The organism is Lacibacter sediminis (genome assembly GCF_014168535.1).
GTDB lineage: Bacteria > Bacteroidota > Bacteroidia > Chitinophagales > Chitinophagaceae > Lacibacter > Lacibacter sediminis.
Genome location: NZ_CP060007.1, coordinates 776,824 through 801,182, shown reverse-complemented (window position 1 = coordinate 801,182; position 24,359 = coordinate 776,824). Strand labels below are relative to the sequence as shown.

14 protein-coding genes are annotated in these 24,359 nt (G+C 39.8%); 4 read left to right on the top strand and 10 right to left on the bottom strand.

What is annotated here, in order from left to right; genetic code table 11:
* Both recG and H4075_RS03555 read right to left on the bottom strand, forming a co-directional pair.
* Positions 1–2,091 carry an ATP-dependent DNA helicase RecG gene (gene recG, locus H4075_RS03560; RefSeq protein WP_255460465.1) on the bottom strand — a complete coding sequence of 697 codons (2,091 nt, stop codon included), beginning with the start codon at positions 2,089–2,091 and terminating at the stop codon, positions 1–3.
* Between the two features lie 69 nt (positions 2,092–2,160).
* The gene (locus H4075_RS03555) at positions 2,161–3,309 is read right to left on the bottom strand and encodes a glycosyltransferase family 2 protein (RefSeq protein ID WP_182804214.1); all 1,149 of its coding nucleotides are present in this window, start codon (positions 3,307–3,309) and stop codon (positions 2,161–2,163) included.
* A gap of 146 nt (positions 3,310–3,455) precedes the next feature.
* Here H4075_RS03555 and H4075_RS03550 point away from each other — a divergent pair, with 146 nt between their 5' ends.
* From H4075_RS03550 to H4075_RS03535, 4 genes are all read left to right on the top strand, one after another.
* Positions 3,456–5,459 carry a caspase family protein gene (locus H4075_RS03550; RefSeq protein ID WP_182804212.1) on the top strand — a complete coding sequence of 668 codons (2,004 nt, stop codon included), beginning with the start codon at positions 3,456–3,458 and terminating at the stop codon, positions 5,457–5,459.
* A 44-nt stretch (positions 5,460–5,503) separates the two neighbouring features.
* Positions 5,504–5,908, top strand: coding sequence for a hypothetical protein (locus H4075_RS03545; RefSeq protein ID WP_182804211.1), 405 nt, complete (start codon positions 5,504–5,506; stop codon positions 5,906–5,908).
* Positions 5,909–5,981: 73 nt separating this feature from the next.
* The gene (locus tag H4075_RS03540) at positions 5,982–7,169 is read left to right on the top strand and encodes a CHASE2 domain-containing protein (protein ID WP_182804209.1); all 1,188 of its coding nucleotides are present in this window, start codon (positions 5,982–5,984) and stop codon (positions 7,167–7,169) included.
* Positions 7,162–7,953 carry a hypothetical protein gene (locus H4075_RS03535; RefSeq protein WP_182804207.1) on the top strand — a complete coding sequence of 264 codons (792 nt, stop codon included), beginning with the start codon at positions 7,162–7,164 and terminating at the stop codon, positions 7,951–7,953. Before H4075_RS03540 ends, H4075_RS03535 begins: the two co-directional genes overlap by 8 nt.
* Before the next feature lie 7 nt (positions 7,954–7,960).
* Here the strand turns inward: H4075_RS03535 and H4075_RS03530 are convergent, their stop codons facing one another.
* The 8 genes from H4075_RS03530 to H4075_RS03495 form a co-directional block, all read right to left on the bottom strand.
* A complete protein-coding gene (locus H4075_RS03530) occupies positions 7,961–8,884 on the bottom strand; it encodes an alpha/beta hydrolase (protein ID WP_182804205.1) in 924 nt (307 codons plus the stop codon).
* Positions 8,885–8,939: 55 nt separating this feature from the next.
* Positions 8,940–9,314 (bottom strand): response regulator transcription factor, encoded by a 375-nt coding sequence (locus tag H4075_RS03525; protein ID WP_182804203.1) that lies wholly within the window; start codon positions 9,312–9,314, stop codon positions 8,940–8,942.
* A 113-nt stretch (positions 9,315–9,427) separates the two neighbouring features.
* A complete protein-coding gene (locus H4075_RS03520) occupies positions 9,428–10,057 on the bottom strand; it encodes a response regulator (protein WP_182804201.1) in 630 nt (209 codons plus the stop codon).
* Positions 10,058–10,086: 29 nt separating this feature from the next.
* The gene (locus H4075_RS03515; RefSeq protein WP_182804199.1) at positions 10,087–12,768 is read right to left on the bottom strand and encodes a PAS domain-containing sensor histidine kinase; all 2,682 of its coding nucleotides are present in this window, start codon (positions 12,766–12,768) and stop codon (positions 10,087–10,089) included.
* A gap of 59 nt (positions 12,769–12,827) precedes the next feature.
* Complete coding sequence (locus tag H4075_RS03510) at positions 12,828–15,812, bottom strand: PAS domain S-box protein (protein WP_182804197.1); 2,985 nt, start codon at positions 15,810–15,812, stop codon at positions 12,828–12,830.
* A 710-nt stretch (positions 15,813–16,522) separates the two neighbouring features.
* Positions 16,523–18,349 (bottom strand): hybrid sensor histidine kinase/response regulator, encoded by a 1,827-nt coding sequence (locus H4075_RS03505; protein ID WP_182804195.1) that lies wholly within the window; start codon positions 18,347–18,349, stop codon positions 16,523–16,525.
* On the bottom strand, positions 18,339–18,773 hold the full coding sequence (locus H4075_RS03500; RefSeq protein ID WP_182804193.1) for a response regulator: 435 nt from the start codon (positions 18,771–18,773) through the stop codon (positions 18,339–18,341). Before H4075_RS03500 ends, H4075_RS03505 begins: the two co-directional genes overlap by 11 nt.
* Before the next feature lie 9 nt (positions 18,774–18,782).
* Positions 18,783–24,077 (bottom strand): PAS domain S-box protein, encoded by a 5,295-nt coding sequence (locus H4075_RS03495; RefSeq protein WP_182804191.1) that lies wholly within the window; start codon positions 24,075–24,077, stop codon positions 18,783–18,785.
* Between the last annotated feature and the right edge of the window lie 282 nt (positions 24,078–24,359).

Sequence of the window (24,359 nt, the reverse complement as noted above, 5' to 3'; positions counted from 1 at the left end):
CTAAGCCACTCTGCTCCACTCCGTTTTTCCTTTTTTTAACAACAGGTATGATTTCAACAGCAAATTTTCTGCCGAAGACAAATCCGGATCGTCTTGCAGCAGACGGTCGCTCAAATTCTTTGCGATTTCCAACAGGTCTTTGTCCTGCACTATACTCGCCAGTTTAAAATTGAGCATACCACTCTGTCTTGTTCCTTCAATATCACCTGGTCCACGCAGTTCAAGATCTTTTTCTGCAATGAGGAAACCATCATTTGTTGCACACATTATCTTTAACCGTTCACGGGCATCATTCGTTAATTTCTGCCCTGTTAAAAGAATGCAAAAACTCTGTTCGCTTCCCCGGCCCACCCTTCCACGCAGCTGGTGAAGCTGCGATAAACCAAAACGTTCTGCACTTTCCATCACCATAACACTTGCATTAGGTACATCAACCCCCACCTCAATAACCGTAGTTGCCACCATGATTTGTGTATCATTGGTTTTAAAACGCATCATGTTGGTGTCCTTTATTTCAGGCTTTTGTTTGCCATGCACCATACTGATGTAGTAGTTTGGCTCCGGGAAAAATGCTTTTACTTCTTCGTAGCCTTTCATCAGGTTTTCAAAATCCAGCTTAGAGCTTTCTTCGATCAACGGATAAATAAAATAAGCCTGTCGTCCTTTGGCTATTTCCTGTTTTACAAAGTCCATGATCGAAGGCCTTGCAGTTTCATAACGATGAACAGTGGTGATGGGTTTACGTCCCGGTGGTAATTCATCCATTACACTATAATCAAGATCGCCGTAAGCCGTCATCGCCATAGTGCGTGGAATTGGCGTTGCCGTCATCACCAATACATGTGGTGGAATGGTGGCTTTTGTTTGCAGCTCTGCACGTTGTGCCACACCAAAGCGATGCTGCTCATCAACGATTGCCAACCCAAGGTTTTTAAACTGCACCACTCCTTCAATGAGTGCATGAGTACCTACGAGCAGTTGTATATCGCCAGATTGGAGCCCGCTCAATATCTTTTCCCGTTCTGCTTTTTTGGTTGACCCTGTGAGTATGCGGATACTCACATTCATTTCGCTCAACAATTTTGAGAGGCTGTTGAAATGCTGTTGCGCCAATATTTCCGTTGGCGCCATTAAACAACTCTGGTAACCATTATCTGCAGCAAGCAACATGGTTAATAAAGCAACGATGGTTTTTCCACTACCTACATCGCCTTGCAGTAAACGATTCATCTGGTGACCACGTGCAGTATCCTGTCTTATTTCTTTCAGTACTCTTTTTTGTGCGCCGGTTAATTGAAAAGGAAGATGATGGTTATAAAAATCATTGAAGATATCCCCTACTTTATCAAACACAATTCCTTTGGAAAAACGATGACGGTTACCCTTGATCATGCCCATGCGAAGCTGGGCAAAAAAGAGCTCTTCAAATTTCAACCGTCGCAGCGCATTGTCGTATTGCGATTGATCAGCAGGAAAATGAATATGGCAATAAGCTTCGTAGCGGGAGGGAAATTTTAATTCTTTGATGATGCTCTCCGGCAAATTTTCGGGCAGATCTTTTACATGGATCTGAGGCAACAACACAGCAGTAAGTTTGGCAATACTGCGGCCATTCAACCCCCGTACTTTTAATTTTTCTGTTGTGGGATAGATCGGTTCCAGTAACGATTTACCAACTGCGTTTGCCTGCGTGCGTACTTCCAGTTCGGGATGAACGATCTGCGGCTTGCCCATGAAGAAGCCCAGCTTTCCAAACACTAAGAATTCTTCACCAATGGCCATCATTTTCTGCACCCAGTTAATTCCCTGGAACCAGGTAAGTTCCATTGTGCCGCTGTTATCCCTGATATGTGCAATGAGTCTTTTTCCTTTTCGTTCGCCTACAATTTCAAAATCAGTTAGGCGGCCTGCCACCTGCACATAATCCATACTCATGTTCACTTGTGCTATGGGTGTGATCTTGGTTTTATCCAAATGGCGGTAGGGAAAATGCTCGAGTAAATCACCAAACGTAAAGATGTTGAGTTCTTTTTTTAACAGATCTCCACGTAAAGGACCCACACCTTTCAGGTATTCGATAGGGCTGCTCAGTATAGTAGTAGTTGTGCTGATAAATGAAATTTAGGAATATGAAATTATTGAAGAAACATTTAGCAACTGTTAGCGATCTGCTTTTTCCCAAAGCACTGATTGCTGACCGTTAGCATAACGTACTATGCCTGCCAGCATAGCCGCATGCATAAACACGATATAAAACGGAATGTTGAACAGGAAAAATGAACGGTTATTTCTGGCCAACTGCCAACCGATTAAAGCGAATATGTAAAACAAGATCTGCAGGATCATTAACCACAAAAACACCTCACCTGCATTGGTAAGAACCAATAGCAGGTTACTTAAAAAAAGAAAAAGCAATGCAGGTGCACAAAACATCCAACGCAGAACCCTGTGCGAAAAGAACTGAAATGCCAGCAGCGGATATAGAAGCGGGTTAAGTGCTTTACCCAATAAAGAAAGGGACTGAATGCCGCCTGCTGCAATCCTTACTTTTCGTTTCCATTCATCGGTTAAGGATGGAGATGCAGTTTCTGTACTTACAGCATTTGCAGCATACTGCACTTTCTTATATTGAAAGTTCACGTTGATTGAAATGAAAAAATCATCGGTAATGGTTTGTTCAGGCACCGGCACAAATAATTCTTTTCGTAAGGCAAACAGCTCGCCTGCTGCACCAACAACGGTATAAAACTTTGTCTCCTGTTTTTTTAACCACGATTCGTATTGCCAATACATTCCCTCACCTGAAACAGCGGCTCCATCGGCACTGATCACTTTCTTTTCTCCTGCCACTGCGCCCGTTTGTTCATCAGCAAAAGGAGCGATCAGTTGTTTTAAAGTTTGTGTTGATAAAACAGTATTTGCATCGGTCAATACAATGATGGGATGAACTGCCTGTTTCACAGCTTCGTTAATAGCAGCAGCTTTCCCTTTTCGTTGATGTTCATGTAATACAAGTACACGATCAAACGATGCTGCAATAGCTTCAGTGGCATCTGTTGACCCAAAAGCTGCAACAATAATCTGAAGTTTAGAAGAAGGATAATCGAGTGCAAGTGTGTTCTGCACTTTCAAACCAATCACTTTTTCTTCGTTATAAGCCGCAATGATCATGGATACTGCAGGTTCATCTCCATTACTGAAACCAGGTTTTTCTTTTCGATTGAATGAAAAAATATACAGCAGCACCGGGTAGCCAAGATAAGAGTACAAGATCACCCCGGCACAGAAATAAAATAGAACAGCCCACATGTGTTAAAAATAGAAAGATTGAGGCAATCGACCGAATTAAGATAAGCTCAGCCAACTTGAAAATACCATGCAGAGGGTATGGCAAGAGCTATACTTCATTACTAACATTGTTTCAGCAAACGGGATCACCAATCCCCGGCCATCAAATGAAACTTTTTTTGCTTTTAACCCTTTCCTCTTTGTTGCTGCATGCAACTGCCCAAACAACTGAAAAATATGCGTTGATCGTGGCAGTTTCCAATTATGCTCCTTCAAGCGGCTGGAACAAACTCAATGCTGATAACGATATCCCTCTCATCAAAGAATCATTGAAGCGCCAGGGGTTTAAAGAAGAAAACATCCGCATTATTAAAGATAAAGAAGCCACTAAAACAGGTATTCTCACAGCCATGCAGCAACAGCTGATCGCAAAACCCAAACCGGGTGATATCTGTGTGTTTCATTTCAGCGGTCATGGTCAACAGGTAATCGACGATAACGGCGATGAAGCTGATGGCTACGATGAAGCATTGGTTACTTACGATTCGCCAATGGAATATGAAGCAGGTGTTGAAAAACATTTGAGAGATGATGTGTTTGGATTAAAGCTGGAAGAAATACGAAAGCATCTTGGGAATAACGGCAACCTGTTGGTGATCGTTGATGCTTGCCATAGTGGAACAAGTACAAGATCCGGACTTGGCAATTACCGTGGCACAACAACAAAGTATGCGCCCAAAGGATACAAGCCTGCAGCAAATACCAAAATAGTTAATGAAGGTTTATTCAGTCTTGGCGAATCAAAACCGGGCCTTGCACCCATGAGTGCGTTTTTTGCATCAGCCGCATCGGAGCTTAACCAGGAATGTGGTGATGAACATTGCGGAAGTTTGTCGCTTGCTTTCTCAAAAGCATTAGCAAAAAGCGATAGCAAAACCAGTTACCGTGGCTTGTTCGACAATATTCGTTTAGAGATGAGTAAGATGGTGCCGGGGCAAACACCCAATGCAGAAGGCGATCTTGATAAAGAAATATTCGGTGGCAAAGCTTTAGGTAAGCCAAACTATTATGCAACAGAACAGATCATCAACAAGAAAAAAATAACCATTGCCTGTGGTAAAATTTACAGTGTGTTTGCAGGTACAACCATTTCACTTTATCCATCCAACACTTATAACAGGAAAACAGCAAAACCCATTGCCAAAGGCACAATTGTTACCGCCGGCGATTACAGCAGCGAAGTGGAACTTGATACCGAATTAAGTGAAGATGTTTTAAAAACCGCCTGGACATTTTTAGATGAAGTAAGCTTTGGTGATCTTACTGTACCTGTTACCATTAAATCTTCAGATGCAGCACTTACATCATCAGTTAAAAAAATTGTTTCTCAGATCAAGCAAGCGAAACTTACCGAAGCACAAGGTGATGTGTTTGTTGAATATGGTGCGGCTGGTTTCAGTACCGACTCTATTTACATTTCTACTTCCGGCGATTACAGGTTGGGTGTATGCAGTAAAACATCAACTGAAGAACAACTCGCCACATTCATCAGTGCAAAGATTGCTGCCTATGGACGTGCTGCTTACCTGCGCAACCTCAATATGAAAAATGAAGAGTTGAATGTTGTGTTTGAATTTATTCCGATTGATTATAAAAAAGCAGAAGGAAATAATAATGCAATCATCAAAGATCTTCCTGAGAAGACCATTAAAGATGCCTCAGGCAATATTGTATTTCAACATGACGACAGGTACAATTTACGCATCATCAACAATGGACAAGAACGTCTTTATTATAACATCCTTGAAATACAACCCGATAATATTGTAAATGTGTTGTTTCCTGCGGTCAATCAACAACCAATGGATTGTTTTATTAATCCCGGCGATACGGTTCGTTTAACAAGGATCTTCCGCATTGGTCCGCCAGATGGAATGAATGTATTAAAGCTGATCGCAGCGAAGTCGGCGTTGAATCTTCGCCAGGTGTTTGCTGCACCGGGTCTCAATCGTGGCGACACGCCTAAGCCTAATAATCCATTTGAAAAATTAATGCAGGGCATCAATAAAACGGAAGGTGTGCAAACACGTGGCAGTGGTGAAGAAACCATTCAACCTGATGCTGTGAATATTCATTCGATACCCTTTAAGATCGTTCCTAAAAAACAATAAATCTTTAAACCATCATTTATCACAAATCAACAAAATCAAACAGTATGAAAAAGTTAGTGTTCCTTACGATCGCTATTATCGGTTTAACCGTTGCATTTGGCAACAAAGCAAATGCACAAGCTGCCCCTAAAAAGAAAGTGGCTGTTATTGCTCAGGAAGTAAAAGAAAAGAAAGATCTCCCTGGCCCTGAAGGTGGTCCACGTGAAAAGAAAACCCGTGGCTATTGCTATGCATACTTCGATAATTTTACCGGTCACTATGTTGACATTTGGGTAGAAGGCATTTACCAAGGTCGTCTTTCTCCATACGCAACTTCAGTTCGTATTGATGTATGGGTACCTGGCAACTGGACAAAATGGTATGCTGAAACAACTGACAAATCTTTGTATTGGAGCAACAGCAGCTATTGCAATGATAGCCGTGTGTTTACATTAAACCTGAAACGCTAAGTAAACCCATTAGAAGTACAAGGGTATAAACGACCGTTTATACCCTTCTTTGTTTATACACGATTACAGTAACATGAAAAAATTCTTTGGTGAATACCTGCTGCTCAACCTGTTTATTTTCGGTTGTGTATCACTGCTGTCGCTGGTGATCCTCAATTTTTCCATCTTCGATCCATTCACTGAAGCGTTTCATGATTTTACATTAACGGATCTGTATTACAATAAAGTGCAGGATAAAAACAATATCTATAACAAACATCTTGTGCTCATTAATGCAGAAAACAAAAGCAGGAAAGAACTCGCCTTTTTATTACAACAAATACAGGAAGTCGGGCCAAAAGTTGTCGCACTGGATATCATCTTTGCACAGCGTAAAAACGAAGATGACAGTTTGCTTCAACAGGCATTCAATAAACATGATAATTATGTTCTTGGTTATGCTGCCAATTTCGAACATCAGGAAGCCTCCATTTACACCGATACTTTTTTTACCAAAACCAAAGACGGGTATATTAATGTAGCCGGCGAACATGCCGAATTTTCTACTATCCGTTACTACTATCCTTTCAATAAAGAGCAGGAAGCATTTACCAGTTGCATTCTTAAAAAATTCAATCCAGCCACTTACCGGGAACTAAAGAAAAAGCGAAACAGGCAAACAGAAATTCATTACTATGGCAACCTTGCCAACTTCAACTATTTCGATTTTGATGAGGTGATGGATTCCGGGTTTGATGTTACTCAACTAAAAGATAAAATTATATTAATCGGATTTCTTGGCATTCCTTCTCAGCGAGGCACTGCTCAGCTTGAAGAAGACAAATTATTTACTCCGCTTAATACCCGTTTATCGGGACGCAGTTACCCTGATATGTACGGTTCAGTTATTCATGCAAACATTCTTCGGATGATTTTGGAAAATGATCATATACGGGTTATACCAAGATGGTTAACGGCTGTCTTATCATTCCTCCTAATTTGGCTTCTATTGCCCATTATGTGCGGTCTCTTTTTTAAAGGCGATCTCTGGTTTAATTCCGTTGGCACATTACTGCAACTTGTGGGCAGCCTGCTGGTGGTTTTTCTCACCCTGCTTACGTACAGCTATTTCAATCTGAAATTTGATCCGGGGTTATTGCTTGCCTGTTTTGTTTTACTTCCAACTTTTATAAATTTATACGAAGCTTTGCTTAACTTTCTGAGACATAACTTGAACATATCTTTCCATTCAGCTTTTTTAGGAACGAATAACCATGCGTAAATTATTTTTCATATTGCTTTTGTTGCACCAATCTTTTGCACATGCAGGTGTTGATCAGAAATACCTGCTCTATCATGTAAACAAAAACGTACAGCGTGTTGAAAATGGCAAAAAAGAAATAGCCAGGCGTGGTATGTTTTTAATGGCTCCTCACGCAATTATAGTGCAGCCGCAAGCCGATGTAATGCTGGTACAGAACGATGGCAAATCATTATTACTGAATAAACCAGGCACTTATACTTTCAGCCGTATAAGCCAGCTCTTCAAAAGTGGAACTACAAATTCACTTTCATCAGGCTTTTTCAGTTATGTGTTTGATAAATTTTTACAAAGCGAAAATGCAGACGAGCAACAGAAAGTAACGGCTGTGGTGTTCAGGGGAAAAAAAGCAATGCAATTACCTCTCGACAGCAGCTTTATTTTTTCATTCCCGGTTACGCTTCAATGGAAGTCTGAGCAAAAAAATATTCCTTACAAATTACATATCCGTCTTAATAAAGACAGTATTGACACTATCATCCGTAATCAACATTCTTTTATATTGACAGAGCAGTTGTTTAAAACCGACAGTAGTGCTGCGCTGCTTGCATGGAATGCTATTCCATCTGATGCTAAATCTGCAGTAATTCCATTTCTTGCCATACTACCTGCAGCAAATGATAAAGAAATTATTGAGCAGCAGTTGAAGCAATTGCGTACAGCTTACAGCAAAGATCCTGCAATGCTTCGTTTACTGGAAAGAGATCTGTTTGAACGATGGATGGAAGTGTACCAGCTACGGTGAGCGGCTTTTATTTTTTCAGCAAAAAAATTAACGGTAAGTTTAAGCGTTTGCGCCAGGCATTTTCAGAATGATCTTCGCCGGTAAATTCTTTGCTCAGCCAATTTATAGAAGTATAACCCTTCGCTTTCATAACTTCATCGGCTTGCAGTTGAAACGGCTTATACAATGAATCAAGCCCTGCAGTTCCGTAATCAAAGTAAATTTTGTGTGAAGATGGATTGGGCAAATTATTTTTAAGATAACGAATGAATGTGGCTGGTATTGGATTATTCTCCGTTGCAAATATACCCGGCCAATGTGTGCTTAAACAAGCAGCTCCACCAAACACATTGGGATATTCGCAGATGGCATACATCGAAATCAATCCACCCATACTTGAACCTGCGATGAATGTATTGGCCCGATCAGTTTTCACGGAGAAAGTTTTATCAATAAATGGCTTAAGTTCTGATACAAGAAATTTGAGATATGCATCAGATTGCACCGCTGAAGCAAATAATGTATACCCGTTGCCACGTGTTGCTTTATAAATTGAATCCTGCTGTTCGGGAGTTAACGATAAAAATGGTTTTTGTGGAAAGTAGTCTGCGTGCCGCATCGTACCGGTATTCCAAACACCTACTACAATACAGTCTTTTATTTTTTTCTCGTTTAGCAATTTGGTCATTGCTTCATCTACCCCCCATTCCTGTTTATTCCATGTAACAGTTGAGTCGAAAAGCATTTGTCCATCGTGCATATACAGTACAGCATATTTCTTTTTTGAGGAATAGCCAGATGGCAACCATACATCTATATTTCTAGCTCCAACAAAAGAAGAGGGGAAATCCGGGAACCGACGTAACTCTCCGTTGCTTACAGCAGGTTGCTGAGCATTTAAGCCAACAATATGACAGTGTAATAACAGAAAAAGCAATCCTGTTTTAAGCATGAATAAATGTAAATATTTCGGGGCAAACAAAGAGGGGGACAGGAACTCAAAATGCTTAGTTAGACTGTGCAAGCATCTCACTCAGGATGGCTGATATCTTTTCAAAATCGGAGCTCTTATCAAGAAAATGTTCAGCTCCAAGCTCCAAACACTTTTTGCGGTAGCTTTCAAAAGCATGGTTGGTGATCATGATCACCCGGCAATCGCTGTTACTTTGTTTGATAAAATTGAGAATGTCGATCCCGCTTTTGCCCGGCAGATTTATATCCAGCATGGCAATTTGTGGGTTCAGTTCATTAATAAGAGCAGTTGCATCCTCATAATTAGTAGCCGTATGAAACGCTGCGGCGTTAAAATCCTCCGAAAGGATGGAGAGCATCCGTTCAACATAGCTAACATTATCGTCAACAATGAGAATCAATGGTTTCAATGGCTATTAATTAAACAGCAATTTAGCGAGGATAAAATGACAGGACTATAGGAGATTTCACTGTCTGACTGTAGAATTTCAACCTGTAACAGGTAGTATAACGACTACATCGATCAAATGAGCTTTTTCTCAAGCGCATACCTGGTAAGATCTGCATTTGATTTCATACCCATTTTTTCGAGTACCCTTGAGCGGTAGGTACTGACGGTGGTAACGCTTAAAGCAAACTGGTTGGCAATTTCGCTCACAGCTTTACCACTGGCAAGCATCTTAAATACATCAAACTCACGGTCGGATAATTTTTCGTGAAGTTGATCGGTAGTATCAACTTCAAAAGCTTTTGCCAGTTTTTCGGCTATGGTAGGGGTAATAAATTTTTTACCAAGTTGTACTGTTTGTATTGCCTTCACAATATCATCATGAATGGTTTCTTTACCAAGGTAACCGGCGGCACCGGCTTTTAAAACACGAAGAGCGTACTGATCTTCGGGATACATACTCATGATGAGTACGGGTAATTTTGGTGCAATTTGTTTGATTTGGGAAAGTGCATCAAGACCGCTACGGCCAGGCATGCTGATATCACATATCACAACATCCCATTCCTGCTGAATAATTTTATTCACCAGCGTTTCTGCATCTCCTGCCTCTCCAATCTCGGCTGAGGGATATTCTTCAAGGAGCAACAGCCTGAGTCCTCTTCTTACTATAGCATGATCGTCAGCAATTAGAATTTTTTTCATAACGACGTTTCTGGGTATTTAGGTTGCAATTAACTTAATGGCACCCGCACTTCCAACTTTGTTCCCTTTAGGGGTTCGCTGTTAATGGTAAAGATACCACGCATCATGGCAGATCTTTCTTTCATTCCTAACAAACCGAGTGTTTTTTTACCGGCAACGGTATTCATGTCGAAACCCTTGCCATTGTCCTCAATGTACAAAATAAAGTCATTGTTCTGATTTTCCAAATGTATATCTACTTGACTCGCAGAAGCATGACGGATAATATTTGTTAGTGACTCCTGTAAAATCCGGAACAACCCGGTGACGCTTTCGTCCGGCATCGTAACGGCCGATTCAGGTTTTGACAGGTTTACTTTTATTCCGGTGCGCTTCGTAAACATATCAACCTCCCACTCAATTGCCGCAATAAGCCCAATATCATCAAGTAAACTCGGTCGCAAATCGGTTGCAATACGCCGAACCGTAGAAACGGTGCCGTCCAATATTTCCTGAAGCTCATCCATTTTTGCGGGAACAGCATTAACATCACCATTTTTTATTTTTTTCTTCATCCAGGAAACATCCATTTTCATAACGGTCAGCTGCTGTCCCAATTCATCATGAATTTCACGGGCAATATGTGCACGCTCATCTTCCCGCACTTTTTGCAGGTAGGCTGTTAACCTGCGAATTTGCTGATAGGATTCATTCAGATCTTCTTCTGCACGCTTTCTTTCTGTAATATCACGAATGATGGTGTTTGTTTGTTCTTCGCCTGAAGCATTTTTGAATTTCACTGAAGTAATCTCGGCTAAAAATGTTGAACCGTTTTTTCTGAAATGCCGCAACTCACCCTGCGCCTTACCGTAACGGTTACGGGCATCAAAGAATTTCGGCCAGTTCGGGTCAGTTTCATCAAGTATAGCGGGTCTGCCACCGCTGCATATTTCTTCTTCGGTCATACCAAAAATTTCTGTTGCAGCTTTGTTGGCTGAAAAGATTTGCCCCTTCCCGTCTGTAAGCAAAATCCCATCCATACTGTTTTCGAAAAAGAGACGATACTTTTCCTCACTTGCATTTAACTCCAGCAATGCCTTTTTCCTGATTGTTATATCCCTTATATAAATGGATAGACCGGACGGAGATGGATATACGTTCAACTCAAACCATTTTTGAAACTGAGCCAACCATGTTTCGAGATATACATACTCCCTTGAAATAAACGTTTCTTTGATTGCCCTTTCAACCTCACCTTCAGTGGTTGAAAAAAGTTTGTACACTGAAGTGTTTGTTAACTGATCAGAACTGATATTGAATAATAATTCAGCTCTCTTGTTTATATAAACAACATTGTAATCATTATCAACCCCAATGAACGCATCTGATATACGTTCAAAAACATCCCGCAACTCAGCTGTTTTTTCTTTAACCTGTATTTCAAGTTGATTGTTAAATTCCTTCAGTTGTTTTTCAAGCTGCTTTCGTTCTGAAATATCCCGATGTACTGCAACGTAGCCGGTAATTTGGTGTTCCTGATTTTTCAATACAGTAACTGATGCCTGTACGTTAACAGGCTGTTGTTGTTTATTAAAAAAAATATACTCAGCGTTATAGTAACCTCTCTTGTTCAGATCGGCCAGGAGTTTTTCAGATGTTTCAGGATCGAGTGTGCTTTTCAGGAACGACCCCAAAGGTTTACCCATTACCTCTTCTTTTTTATAACCATAGATTTCTTCTGCTCCGTTATTCCAGCTCATGATGTTGAGGTAAGGATCAGTTGATAAAATGGCATCGCTGGTTTGTTCAACAAGATTAGCCATGTAATTTTTTTCAGCAATAATTTCTTCCTGGCTCTGTTCACGACGGTTAAGCAGCAACGTATTTACCCAAATAAGCGAAAGAAAAAAGAGGATCATGCTTGTTACGAATAAGGCTGAACCGAATTCAAGATTATACAAACCCGAACGTTGCCCCCATAGACGGAATAAACCAATTAACACAGGTAAAATAAATGCAGGCAGAAACAGCCTCCATGCAATAAAACTACCGCTATACTTACTTGTTAACTGCTGCATAATTCCTGTGCCCGGAGAGGCGAACAATATGGCAAGTGAAAACAGAAAAAAACAAATACCGGAACTGAGTGCCATGGGTATATAATTCTGCACTTCATAAAACTCCTTTGCTCCAAATATGTAACCAAGTATGGAAAATACAGCAACCATCAGAACAAGAACCGTTGCTGTTTGTGCCGCAATCAGAAAAAATCGTTGAAGTTTATGAAAGAATAAAACACCCACTGCCAATAACCCAAAACATAAGGCTGTATTTGGTGCCATTCTGTTTGTAAACCCACTAACAGTATCGCTATTTACTTCATTGAAAAATATCAATTGATCAAGTGAATAATCCCATCCTGCTGCAAGAGCTAACAGTTTGGAAAAAGTAATTACAAGAACGATTACAGCAATACTATCGGCGAATGCCCCATGACTTCTTTTGCCTTTATACTTTAACTTAAAACGAAGCGCTATTACCAAGCCTACAAAACAGAGTGATGTAAGAGGGTTCATGGCTACCAATCCGCTAATGGGGTGCTTGAGCCATTCAACTGAAAACATCCAGCCGGCAAATGAAAGCAGGCTAATGACAAATACAACTGTTAACATGATAATTGATCTTTTAACCAGGCGATGCTGCAGGTCAAGATCAGGCGCAAATCGACTCATTTACCTTTCTGTTTTCGTTTAACTATTTTCCTTCGTATTATTATTCAATACAGGTTTTATCAAAAATCAAGCACTTCATCTTGTACAATCGGCACATGCACTTCCACTTTCATTCCCGCCGCAGGGTTGCGTTTTATTCTGAACGTCCCCCCCATCATAACCGTACGTTCCTGCATACCTAATACACCTAATGTTTTCTTTCGGCCAATAGTGGTTACATCAAATCCTTTCCCATTATCGGCAATGGCCATTGTAACTACTTTATCTTCCACAAACAACTCAACCATTACTTCTGTTGCCTCTGAGTGCCGTGCTATATTGGTAATACTTTCCTGGTAAATTCTGAAAAGACCGGTAGCTGTTGCACGGGGAATTTCAATAACTGATTCAAGTGTAAAAAATTCAGTTTTTATTCCTGAACGTTTACCAAACTCCATCAAATGCCATTCAATAGCTGCTGCCAATCCAAGATCATCAAGCAAAACAGGCCGCAGGTCAGATGAAATACGACGTACCGTATTAACGGTATCGTTCAGCATCTGCACAATTTCAGCTGCTTTATCATTCAACTGTTGATTTTCGAGTTGCTTTATTTTTTTATTCAACCAGGATACGTCCATTTTCAAAACGGTCAACTGCTGACCCAACTCATCATGTATTTCACGGGCAATGTGTGTACGCTCTTCTTCCCTCGCATTTTGCAGATGTGAGGTGAGTTTTCTGATTGCCCTATACGAACTGTTTAATTCATTCTCGGCTTTCTTACGTTCGGTAATGTCACGGATGAATGCAAGAAATCTTCCGTCAGACAAAAACTTTGCATTGATCTCAATATCCAGGATTGACCCATCTTTACGTTTCAGTTTTCGTTCGCTTCTTGCACCCAGTTCACTTTTCATTTCCTCAAACTTAAATGGGTTTGTTTTGATCTCTTCGGGATCAGCAAGATCGTAGATAGTGAGATTTGCTAATTCTTCCTCGCTGTATTTTGAAAGTTTTACTGCTGCTGAATTAACAATCACAAATTTGCCGGTATGATCGGCAATAAATATTCCATCTGTTGCCTGCTCTACCAGTGTACGGTATTTCTCTTCACTTTGCAACAAAGCATCTTCTGCTTTTTTACGCTCGGTAATATCCATCATACTACCCATCATACGTACGGGCTTACCTTCTGCATTACGAACGATATAGGTGCGGTCGTAAATAGTAACAATTTCACCTGTTGATTTTATGAAACGATATTCAGTGATCCATGTGTTATCCAATGATGCCAGTGCATCATGTAAACTCTTTACCACCCAATCCCTGTCATCAGCATGTAAATGCATTTTCCAATCTTCAAAATTTGGTATTTCATTTTCAAGGGTGAGGCCATACATCATTTGATGCATTTCATTTCCCCATGAAACGCCTGTTTCAAGATCGGTTTCCCAAACAGCATCATTTGTAGTTTTTGCAATCAGTTCAAACCGTTCATTGGAGTGTATGATCTTTTCCTCTGCAAGCTTGCGTTCAGTAATATCCATCATGCTGCCTGTCATGAGTATGGGTTCACCGGCTGCATTACGGGTAATGTAACATCGATCGAAAATATATTTATACCCACTTCCTTTACCTGCCCGGAAACGATACTCAGATATAAATACATTGGTATCTGATGCCAATGCATCGTCCTGCATTTTAAGTATCCTGTAACGATCTTCAGGATGAATGCGTGAAACCCATTCTGCTTTTATTGGTACAGGATCTTCCATTGTTAAGCCATACAACTGCTGATGCATTTCGTTACACCAAAGCGTATTGTTTTCAAGACTCCATTCCCAAACAGCATCATTGGTTGTGCTGGTGATACGCTGAAAGCGGCTGTTCGATTGTTTTAGTTCTTTTTCTGCTTGAATGCGTTCAGTTACATCACGCACATATGTACATAAAAAATAATCATCCCCATTCTTAATTTCCCTGATCACAAGTTCGGCAATAAACTCACTACCATTTGAACGTACGGCAGGCAAGATCATTATTTTATTAAGCACCGGGCTTTTACCGGTTGCATGGTAATTAGCAAACCCTTTGTGATGTTTGGAATGATAACGTTTGTGGATCACCAGCGAAGAAAGCTTTTTACCCATCGCTTCTTTTTCCTTCCAGCCAAAAATTTCCTCGGCCTGGGGGTTCCAGGTAAAGATCACTTCATTCTTATCTACACAAATAATTGCATCGAGAGCCGAATCCATAATGAGCTTTCGGATATCTTCACTGCTGCGTAATTCTTCTTCTTTCTTTTTTCTTACAGTTACATCACGTGTTACGCCTAATGCATGAATAACTTTACCTTCCGCATTCCGGTAAGGAACAATATTCATCTCGCACCAGCGGCTTTTCCCTTTTAGTGTGAGCATTTCAAATTCCATTAACCCGGATTTGCCATCAAATGCATCTGCAACCATTTTTGCTGTCTTCTCCTGATAGGAAGTAGACACAAATTCAAGGATTGATTTACCTTTCACTGTTTCAAAATCATCAGCCTCCACCATCTCCATACCTGCCTTATTAATTTCAAACAACTCACAATTACGGCCCATCAGTTTAATACATTCAGGATCTGTATTAAGAATAGTACGTAAGCGGTTTTCACTTTCAATAAGTGCCAGTTCATTTTTCTTTCGTTCAATGCTGTATTGAATGCTGCGGTTAAGCATCCCGTCATCAAACTCGCCTTTAACAAGGTAATCCTGTGCACCTTTCTGCAGCGCATCCAAAGCAAGTTGCAGATCACTGAGACCGCTGATAATAATAATGGGAGAAACCGGAAAAAGTTCTTTGATCTCTTCCAATGCCGGTAAGCCATAACTACCGGGCATAACCAGATCAAGAAAAATAAGTGAGGGTGAAACTGAAGTATATTTTTCACGCAACTGTTCGAAGTTAGATACGTTGATGATCTCACCAGCCTTTATATCTCCCGACTCAAGCGCTTCTTTTAATAAAAAGAAATCACCTTCGTTATCTTCTATGACTAATATGGTTTGAACCATCTGCATAACATCAACATTCATGGTAACTCAAGGCATTACAGGTTTAGCAAAAAATTACTGCGTGTTTCTGATTAAATTGATCTAAGCGCTTATTGCCACTTGCATAGTTTTTGTAAACCTTGCAGGAAACATTGTTAAACTTTACCGTAAGCGCTTTAGTTTTTCTTCATAGGAGGATGGTTTATGTTGAAGCGAATAATCAGGTTTAATTTATACCAGCTTGTTTATCCTGCCCTTCTTTATACAAAATAGCAATTTTCTAACCGTAATGGCTTTTTTACCGCAAAAAAAAGAGTATCACCAGCGAATTCAATAGGAAACCCTAATGGTTTACACTAATGCTGTTAAAGCTATTCCATAAACAGTTTAAACACTTAAAGAAAAATTCATCTATGTAGACATCGAACTACATGATTGCCGCATGATCTATTACCCTAAGATGGGGCTGCATTCTATTGCAAAGGGGAGGCAAAAACTGTCTCTTTGTATTATCAGAGCAATTAAAAGATTATTGAAAAACCTGAACTATAATTCGTGGCTGAAGGTGAATTTGTTTTCCCGACGCCTCTGAAACCACAACGATCCAAACCTATGGAGCTGAAAGTCCTGATGATGATTTAGATTGATGATTGATGATCCTTATCCGTGAAAACGAAGATTCCTGTTGCAAGGAAACGAACAAACCCGGCTTTTGCTCTCAACAGCAGCCGGGTTTTTTATTGGCATGACAAGTTAAATTCAACAAACAACTCACATCCGTTACCGGGAGAGGTAATCATTTTAACATCACCTTTTTGCAAAGCAGCCCTGGTGCGTATATTCATTAAACCAACCCCGTCTGTTTTTTGTTCCGGATCGAACCCAATGCCGTTATCTCTTACCCTTAACAATATCTTTTCATTACACTGCAGCAGCTGAATTTCCATGGTTGATGCTTTTGCATATTTCAGAATATTATTTACCTGTTCCTGCAAAATGCGATAGATGGTTAATTTCAGTTGTTCTGACATGATACTTTTATCAATGATCGAAACTTCTTTCGATACAATAATACCACTTCCCTCCTGTACAATATTGATGAGCGAGTTGATAGATTTTTCAAGATCAGCATCCTGCATGGCAGGTGGTATTAACGCATGAGAAAGATGCCTGATTTCCTGAATGGCAGTATGAATAAGCACATCCGATTCTTCAATAAATGATTTATATTCTACACCTTTATCTTTTACAAGACCCAGGTATAACCTGGAGCTTGCTAATATCTGGTTCACATTATCATGTAGTTCCCTTCCAATCTCTTCCCGTTCCTTTTCCTGCGCAATGATGACAGCTCTTGTAATTTCCTGCTCCATCTTTTGCTTTTCTTCTTCCAGCTTACGTTCAAGTTTTATTTTCTCTGTTACGTTTGAAGCAATAGCCATTATAGCAGAGCGGTTATTGTATTCGATCTTGTTTGACACGATCTGCATATACATTTCTTCACCCTCGTTATTAATATGCTTCCATAATCTGCTTGTAGAAGTAAAGCATTCATTTTTTGCCTCTTTAGCAAAACTTGTAAAGTTCTTACGATCTTCCTCTCTTCTTATATCCAGCATACTCATCTTTAAAAAGTCCTGGCGTGAGTAGCCATAATTCTCAGTCGCAGTTTCATTTACCTCGAGAATATTATAATCATCCAGGCTCCAGATAAATACACTGGCCGGGATACTGTTGAAGAATAACCTGTATTTTTCCTCTGATTCTCTTAACTGTGCCTCCGCCTTCTTACTTTCAGTAATATCCTGCAGTGAACCAATGATACGTATCACTTGGCCTTGTTCATTCCGAACAGCATAACCCTTATCTATAACATAAATATATTCACCATCGCCCCGCAAAAAACGATACTCTTCTTCAAAATGAGTAGCTGATTTATCTCTCTCAAGATTGCCAAGAATTTTATCTTTCAGATCGCCCTCATCGGGATGAATACGTGAATTCCAGAAATCGTTGTTTTCATTTCTCAGCTCGGCAGGCAGTTTCAATATTTTCACAAACTGTTCTTCATTACGATGTACTTTATTATTCAATACATCCCAGTCCCAAACAAGATCATTCGTAGCTTTACTTACAAATTCGTAACGTTCATTGCTGAATCGTAATTCAAGTAACGTTTTTTTACGTTCAATACTATAGAGGATCGTTTTTTCAAGAAGCTTCTCATTAAACTCACCCTTCATTAAAAAATCCTGTGCTCCCAATGAAATGGCGTCAGTAGCAGTGTTGAGATCATTAAGTCCGGATAAGATAACTACAGGTATGTTTTTAGCATACTTGTTTACCTGTAAAAATGTATCAATGCCTTGCGCATCGGGCAACGACAGGTCAAGCAACACAATATCTACCGGCTTCTGCTGTAATAATGTAACAGCATCCCTGACAGAAACTGCTTTTTCAATTGCAGAGATCTGCAAATATGTTTCGCCCAATAACTCAGAAATAAGAAACTGATCACCAGGATTATCATCCACCACCAGTACATGCAAATTGTTATTTTTCATTAGTACCTGATTTTAAACTGTTCATCCAAAAATTCTGAATGCTGCGTATCGCATCAAAGTAACTGCTGAGTTCAACCGGTTTCTGTATATAATGATCAGCTTTTGAATCAGCTATTTCCTGCAGATCACCTTCATAGCAGGATGATGTGAAAATAACAACCGGCAAATGTTTCAATTCATCAGATGATTTAATAAACTTCAACACCTCTTTTCCATCAACTTTAGGAAGATTGATATCCAGTATAATAAGATCGGGCATAACAACACCGTTATATGGTTGCTCCCTGTTAAGGTATCGGAGAGCCTCTTCCCCGTCGTTTAGTGTAATAATATTATTCTTCACCTTCCAGCTTATAAACGCTTCCCTTGTGAGGAGAACATCGCCCTGGTTATCTTCCACTAACAGCACTTCTATTTCTTTCATAGGTTTGTTTTATTGTTCAGGGACAAGTTGTTTCTTAATTGTAAACCAAAAAGTACTTCCTTCACCGGGTACCGACTCTGCATAAATTTTTCCTCCATGCCTGTCGATAATTTTTTTACAAATGGCCAGGCCAATACCTGTTCCTGAATATTCTGTCTTATTATGCAACCGCTGAAAGATCACAAATATTTTGTCTACAAATTTTTCATCGAAACCAATACCATTGTCCTTCACTGAAAACAACCATTCGTCTTCTTTTTCCGATGCGTCAATTTTTATTACAGGTTGCTTACTGCCTGAATATTTTAATGCATTGGCAACAAGGTTTTGAATTAGCTGCACCATTTGCGTTTTATCTGCCAGCGGTAATTGAGGTAAAACCGAAGTTTCAATCGTTGCATTTTTTTCTGCAATCTGTAAACTGAGGTTTTGTAATACATCACTGATCACCAGTTCCATATTTACCGGCTCCAACTGTTGCTTGCGTGTGGTAACACGTGAATAATCGAGCAAATCATTAATGAGTCGTTTCATACGCAACGAGCCATCAACTGCAAAACGGATATATTCACGGCCTTTTTCATCAATAGAATCCTGGTATTTTTTTTCTAACAGTTGCAGAAAACTGCTCACCATTCGTAAAGGTTCCTGCAGATCATGTGAAGCAATGTATGCGAAGCGTTCCAGTTCTGTATTTGAAAGCTGTAATTGGGAAGCCCGCTCTTCCAGCTTGTCATATAATTCTCTCAATTGCAGTTCAGAAAGCTTTTGTGCGGTTATATCTTTTGTGGCACCGATCATACGAAGAGGCTTACCTTCCTTGTTTCTGAAAATATATCCCCTGTCGTAAACAAATGCAAACTCACCATTGCTTCGCAGAAAACGATATTCATCTTCCCAGAAATCCTGTTTCGGATCGCTAAACACCAGCCGGCGTTTTTGTAAGACCTGTTCAAGATCTTCCGGATGAACTTTTTTCGTCCAGAATGAATCATCGTTGTTGGCATCTTTTTCATTATAACCAAACATGACGTAAAAACCACTACCGGCTCTAACTACTTTATCAGTTTTCAGATCCCAATCCCAAATAACATCATTGGTGGCTTTGGTAGCATATTCATAACGTTCATTACTCAGCTCCAGTTGAGCCAATACCAACTGCTCACTGGTTACATCTTTGGCAATACCATACACACCGGTTATTTCACCATTAACAACAATGGGCATATTGCTAATGCTGATATGTTTCTGATTGCCTTTAAATGTAATTGCTCTTACTTCGTACGTTTGCGCTTCACCCTGCTGCACTTTTAAAAAATGCCCCATTGTTTTTTCCAGATCATCGGGATGACAGAACGGAATAAATGTGACTGCATGAATAATATCTTCACGCCTGCATTCCAGTAATTGTTCCAGGCCCGGGTTAAAACTGGTAAAGCGTCCTTCCAGATCAAGTGAATAAACCGCATCGGGATTTTGATCAAAGAGCGATTTGTATTCCTGGCGGCTGATGGCAAGTGATTTCTCAATCAGTTTCAGATCAGTAATATCATTTACCGATCCTACAAGCCGTATACAATTTCCCTGGCTATCATATATAGGCGTTACAGTTACAATACCTGTTTTAGTTCCTGTTGGGTAAGCCGTTTCCTCCTGCCAAACTACCTGCTTTCCCGATTGCACCGCTTCTTTATATTTATCCAATACCAATGAAAGTGATGGTTCAGGAATTACTTCATGCACAGGCCTATTAAATAAATCTTCCTGGCTCAGGCCAATGGTAGTAAGACCGGCATTATTCATTGAAATGAAACGGAAGTTTTCGCCGTTGTTTTCTACGCCCAGCAGAAAAATAATACCTGCAGTTGAATTATAAATAAGATTCAACTGCTCTTCGTTTACTTTAAGTGCAAGTGCTGCATTTTTTGCATCGGTAATATCCTGTATGGTTCCCTCTACATGCACAGGTTCGCCTTCATCATTAAATATGACTGAGCCTTTCTGTATTACATATTTAATATCTCCATTGGGCAATACAATTCTATGTTCATGGTCTAATGGCATATTTTGCTTAAGAACAAGTTCCTGTTCTTTTAAAAATGCCTCTTGATCATCAGGGTGTATATGGCAGAAAAAAGAATTAAAATCTGATTTGAACACATGCTCCTCCAATCCAAAAATTGTATACACTTCTTTTGACCAGAATAGAACATCGTTTTTTAAATCATGCGACCAATAGCCCAGCTTGGCAATTTGCTGTGCCATTTCCAACCGGTTATTTATTGCCAGTAACTCACGTTGATAACTTTTGTTTTGTGTGATATCCCTTCCACGGCATGCAACTCCTATTACCTGTTCGTTATTAACAATGGGGTTAAATGCAAATTCACTCCAATTGTCTGATTGATCATTTGCTGATTGGGAATGTAACTCAACGATAAACTGTTCTCCATTTAATGCCCTCTTGTATTGCTCTTTCCAAAACTTTAGTTGTTCATCTGTAAAAACTCCTTTTACCAAAACACCATCACCGGGCTTAAGATGAATATTATAATTATTTTCCAGTGATTGCGTAAATGCTTTGTTGGCAGCAATGAGTTGATAGTTATTGTTTACACTCCAGATAAGATCTGATGTAGAATTGATCAACGCTTCTTTATCGAGGCGTTCAAATTCCTTTTGCTGTTCGGCCTGTTTCCGTTCAGTTATGTCATACGACACTCCAATCACACCTTGCACATTGCCATCGGTATCGTAAACGGGAGAGCTTAAGGAAAATACGGATAAGTTTTTGTTTTGTTTATTTCTAACCTGGAACTCACCCGCCCAACTCTTTCCTTCTGCAACAAGCTGCATTACTTCAATTGCCTGTTTTGTGTAAAACGGATCGTCAGTTAAAATGATTGAAAGGTTGTTACCAATTGCTTCCTGCTTGCTGTAGCCATATAATTTCTCTGCAAAATGATTCCAGTAAGTGATTGTACCAGCATGATCACTTGCAATAACTGCCTGCTCTACGTTATCAAGCAAGTTGGCCTGGAATTTAATGTACTCTCTTGATTCAACTTCTTTGGTAATGTCCCAGCTCACGCCAATAATACCTGCGAGTTTACCGGTAACGTCAAAAAAAGGAGAGTTATGTACTTGTATTTTAAAAGGACCTTTTGTTTTATGTTTTACTAAAAACTCACCCGACCAGCTTTCACCGGCTGCCAATCGTTTCATTACCTCTTTTGCCTGCTCCATCGACATATCCGTAGGCGTAAGTTGCATGATGTTGATACCAACTGCTTCCTGCTTTTGCCACCCATACAACTGCTCTGCAAAATTGTTCCAGTAAACAACTGTACCATCAAGCTTCGTGACTATTACCGATTGCTGAATTGCATTAAGTAAATGTGATTGAAACTCCAGCTCTTCTTCATATAACTTTTCTGTAGTAACATCCTTTAATATGCCAAACACACCCGTAATTTCACCGGCAATTACAATGGGCATAAGACTAACAGCAAGTGTTTTTCGGTTACCTCTTGCAGTTGCTATTACTGTTCGAAAGCGTTGCGAATTTCCCTTTTTAACTTCTCGGAAATAATTACGTACTGTTTCTATTTCTGCAGCGTCAATCAAGCTATCAAACGTTTCCGTTAGTAATTTTTCTCTTGATGTTTCTGCTAACAGCATTGCAGCGTCATTAACGCTTATGAATTTACCTGTAAGGTCAAACGAAAGAACAGCATCCGGGTTCTGATCGAACAAAGATTTATACTCCTGCTGGCTGATTGCAAGTTCCCGTTGCATCAATTTTTGTTCAGTTATATCATGGAACACACCCACTAAACGAACAGCATTGCCATTGCTGTCAATGATAATTTTCGCTTTTGATTCGATAAAACGAATGCTTCCATCGGGTCGCACAAATCTTTTCTCAGCAGTATAATCGCTTTTACCGGTTATTGCCCTTTGCATTTCTTCAATTGAAGATGCCTGATCATCTGGATGTATTACACTTAACCCCTTTTCAAACGTTACTTCAAATGATTTCGGCTCGTAACCACACATACGGAACACTTCATCAGACCAATACAATTTATTTGTCACAAGATCCAACTCCCAACCCCCAACATGCGCAATTGATTCTGCCTGCTGCAACAGTTGCTGGTTACGGATAATTTCACTTATTGCATTTTCTTCACCGGTAATATCTCTAACTGTTACCATAAACCGGCTACAGGTACCATCAGTATCAAATACCGGCGAATAGGTGAGTTGGTATATTTCTGTGCCTTTGCCTCTGTCAACCGTATGTTTATAACGAACTGTTTCGCCAGCTAATACTTTGTTGTACACTGCAATTACAAACGCATAACGTTCAGGCACTGCAAGTGTTAACAGGCTATCGCCGATATTTAACTCCTTCCCTAATATTGCTTTTGCTCTTTCTTTCGTGGCTTTGTTATAATTGATAACATTATATCTGCTGTCAATGATCATGAACATCTCCTCTGTATTATTGAGGATCGATGCCATCTCTTCCTGCGATTTCTGAAGCTCCTTTTCCTGTTTCTTCCGTTCAGAAATATCGTAGAGCATTGTGCTTGTGCGTAACTCACCATTATTTTCCTGAAATACAAAAGAAGAAAACTCCAGGGGAAATTTTTCTCCGTTCTTTCGTATGCCTGTCAGTTCTCCAACAGCAAATCCCTTCTGCTGGCGTTCTTTTAGTTTTTCTATAAGTCGTGGATCAGTATTATCAATAATTGCATTACGACCGAGATGACATAATTCTTCTACAGCGTAGCCAAACATCTTTTCCGCAGCCTTGTTTGCTTCAAGGATTGAGCCATCTGGCTTTGTAAGAAAAAATGCCTGCAGCGAATTATCGATGATAGCTTGGTATTGTTGCCGTGTAAGTTCAGTTGTTTGTCTGCTATGCTTTTCAGTCGAAATATTCCTTACTGTTTGAATAAGGAAGCGCTCTCCGTTTTCGTTTATAAACAGATCGGATGTAAATAACAGCTCAATGAATGATCCGTCTTTTGTTTTTACCAGCCATTCATTTTCATGCCGGGTTTGCTCTTGCCTGAAAAGAGCATGTTGAACTACAGAAAATTCATGCTGTATTTCTTTTGGAAAAATAATTGAAGATGGCTGTTGCTCAAGCTCAGCTTTCGTATAGCCAAGTATGTTGCATAACGCTTCGTTTACTTCAACAAAAAAGCCCTGCTCATTTATTACAGCAAGCGCTACAGAAGCTTTCTTAAAAGCCGTTGCAAGTATATGGTCGCTATGTTGCTGATTTTTCATGAATGAGTTTCAGTTTCTACGCTATTCATTTATACTTATTAACCAATAGTTTCATTTTACCGAAACACTATATACATAAAATACGATGTTCCTATTTCAGATCTATCTGAAAAATCATAACGAAATTTTCAAAACCCCACAAATATTAAACGGTATTCTAAATGGTTGCTTTTTTGTTACAGTTGTAACTAACGGAAGCTGCTTGATAAAATAATGTAGATATAAATAAACCGGCATCAGTTTTACCATAGGAACGACCTGTATAAATGTGGATTTTGGGTT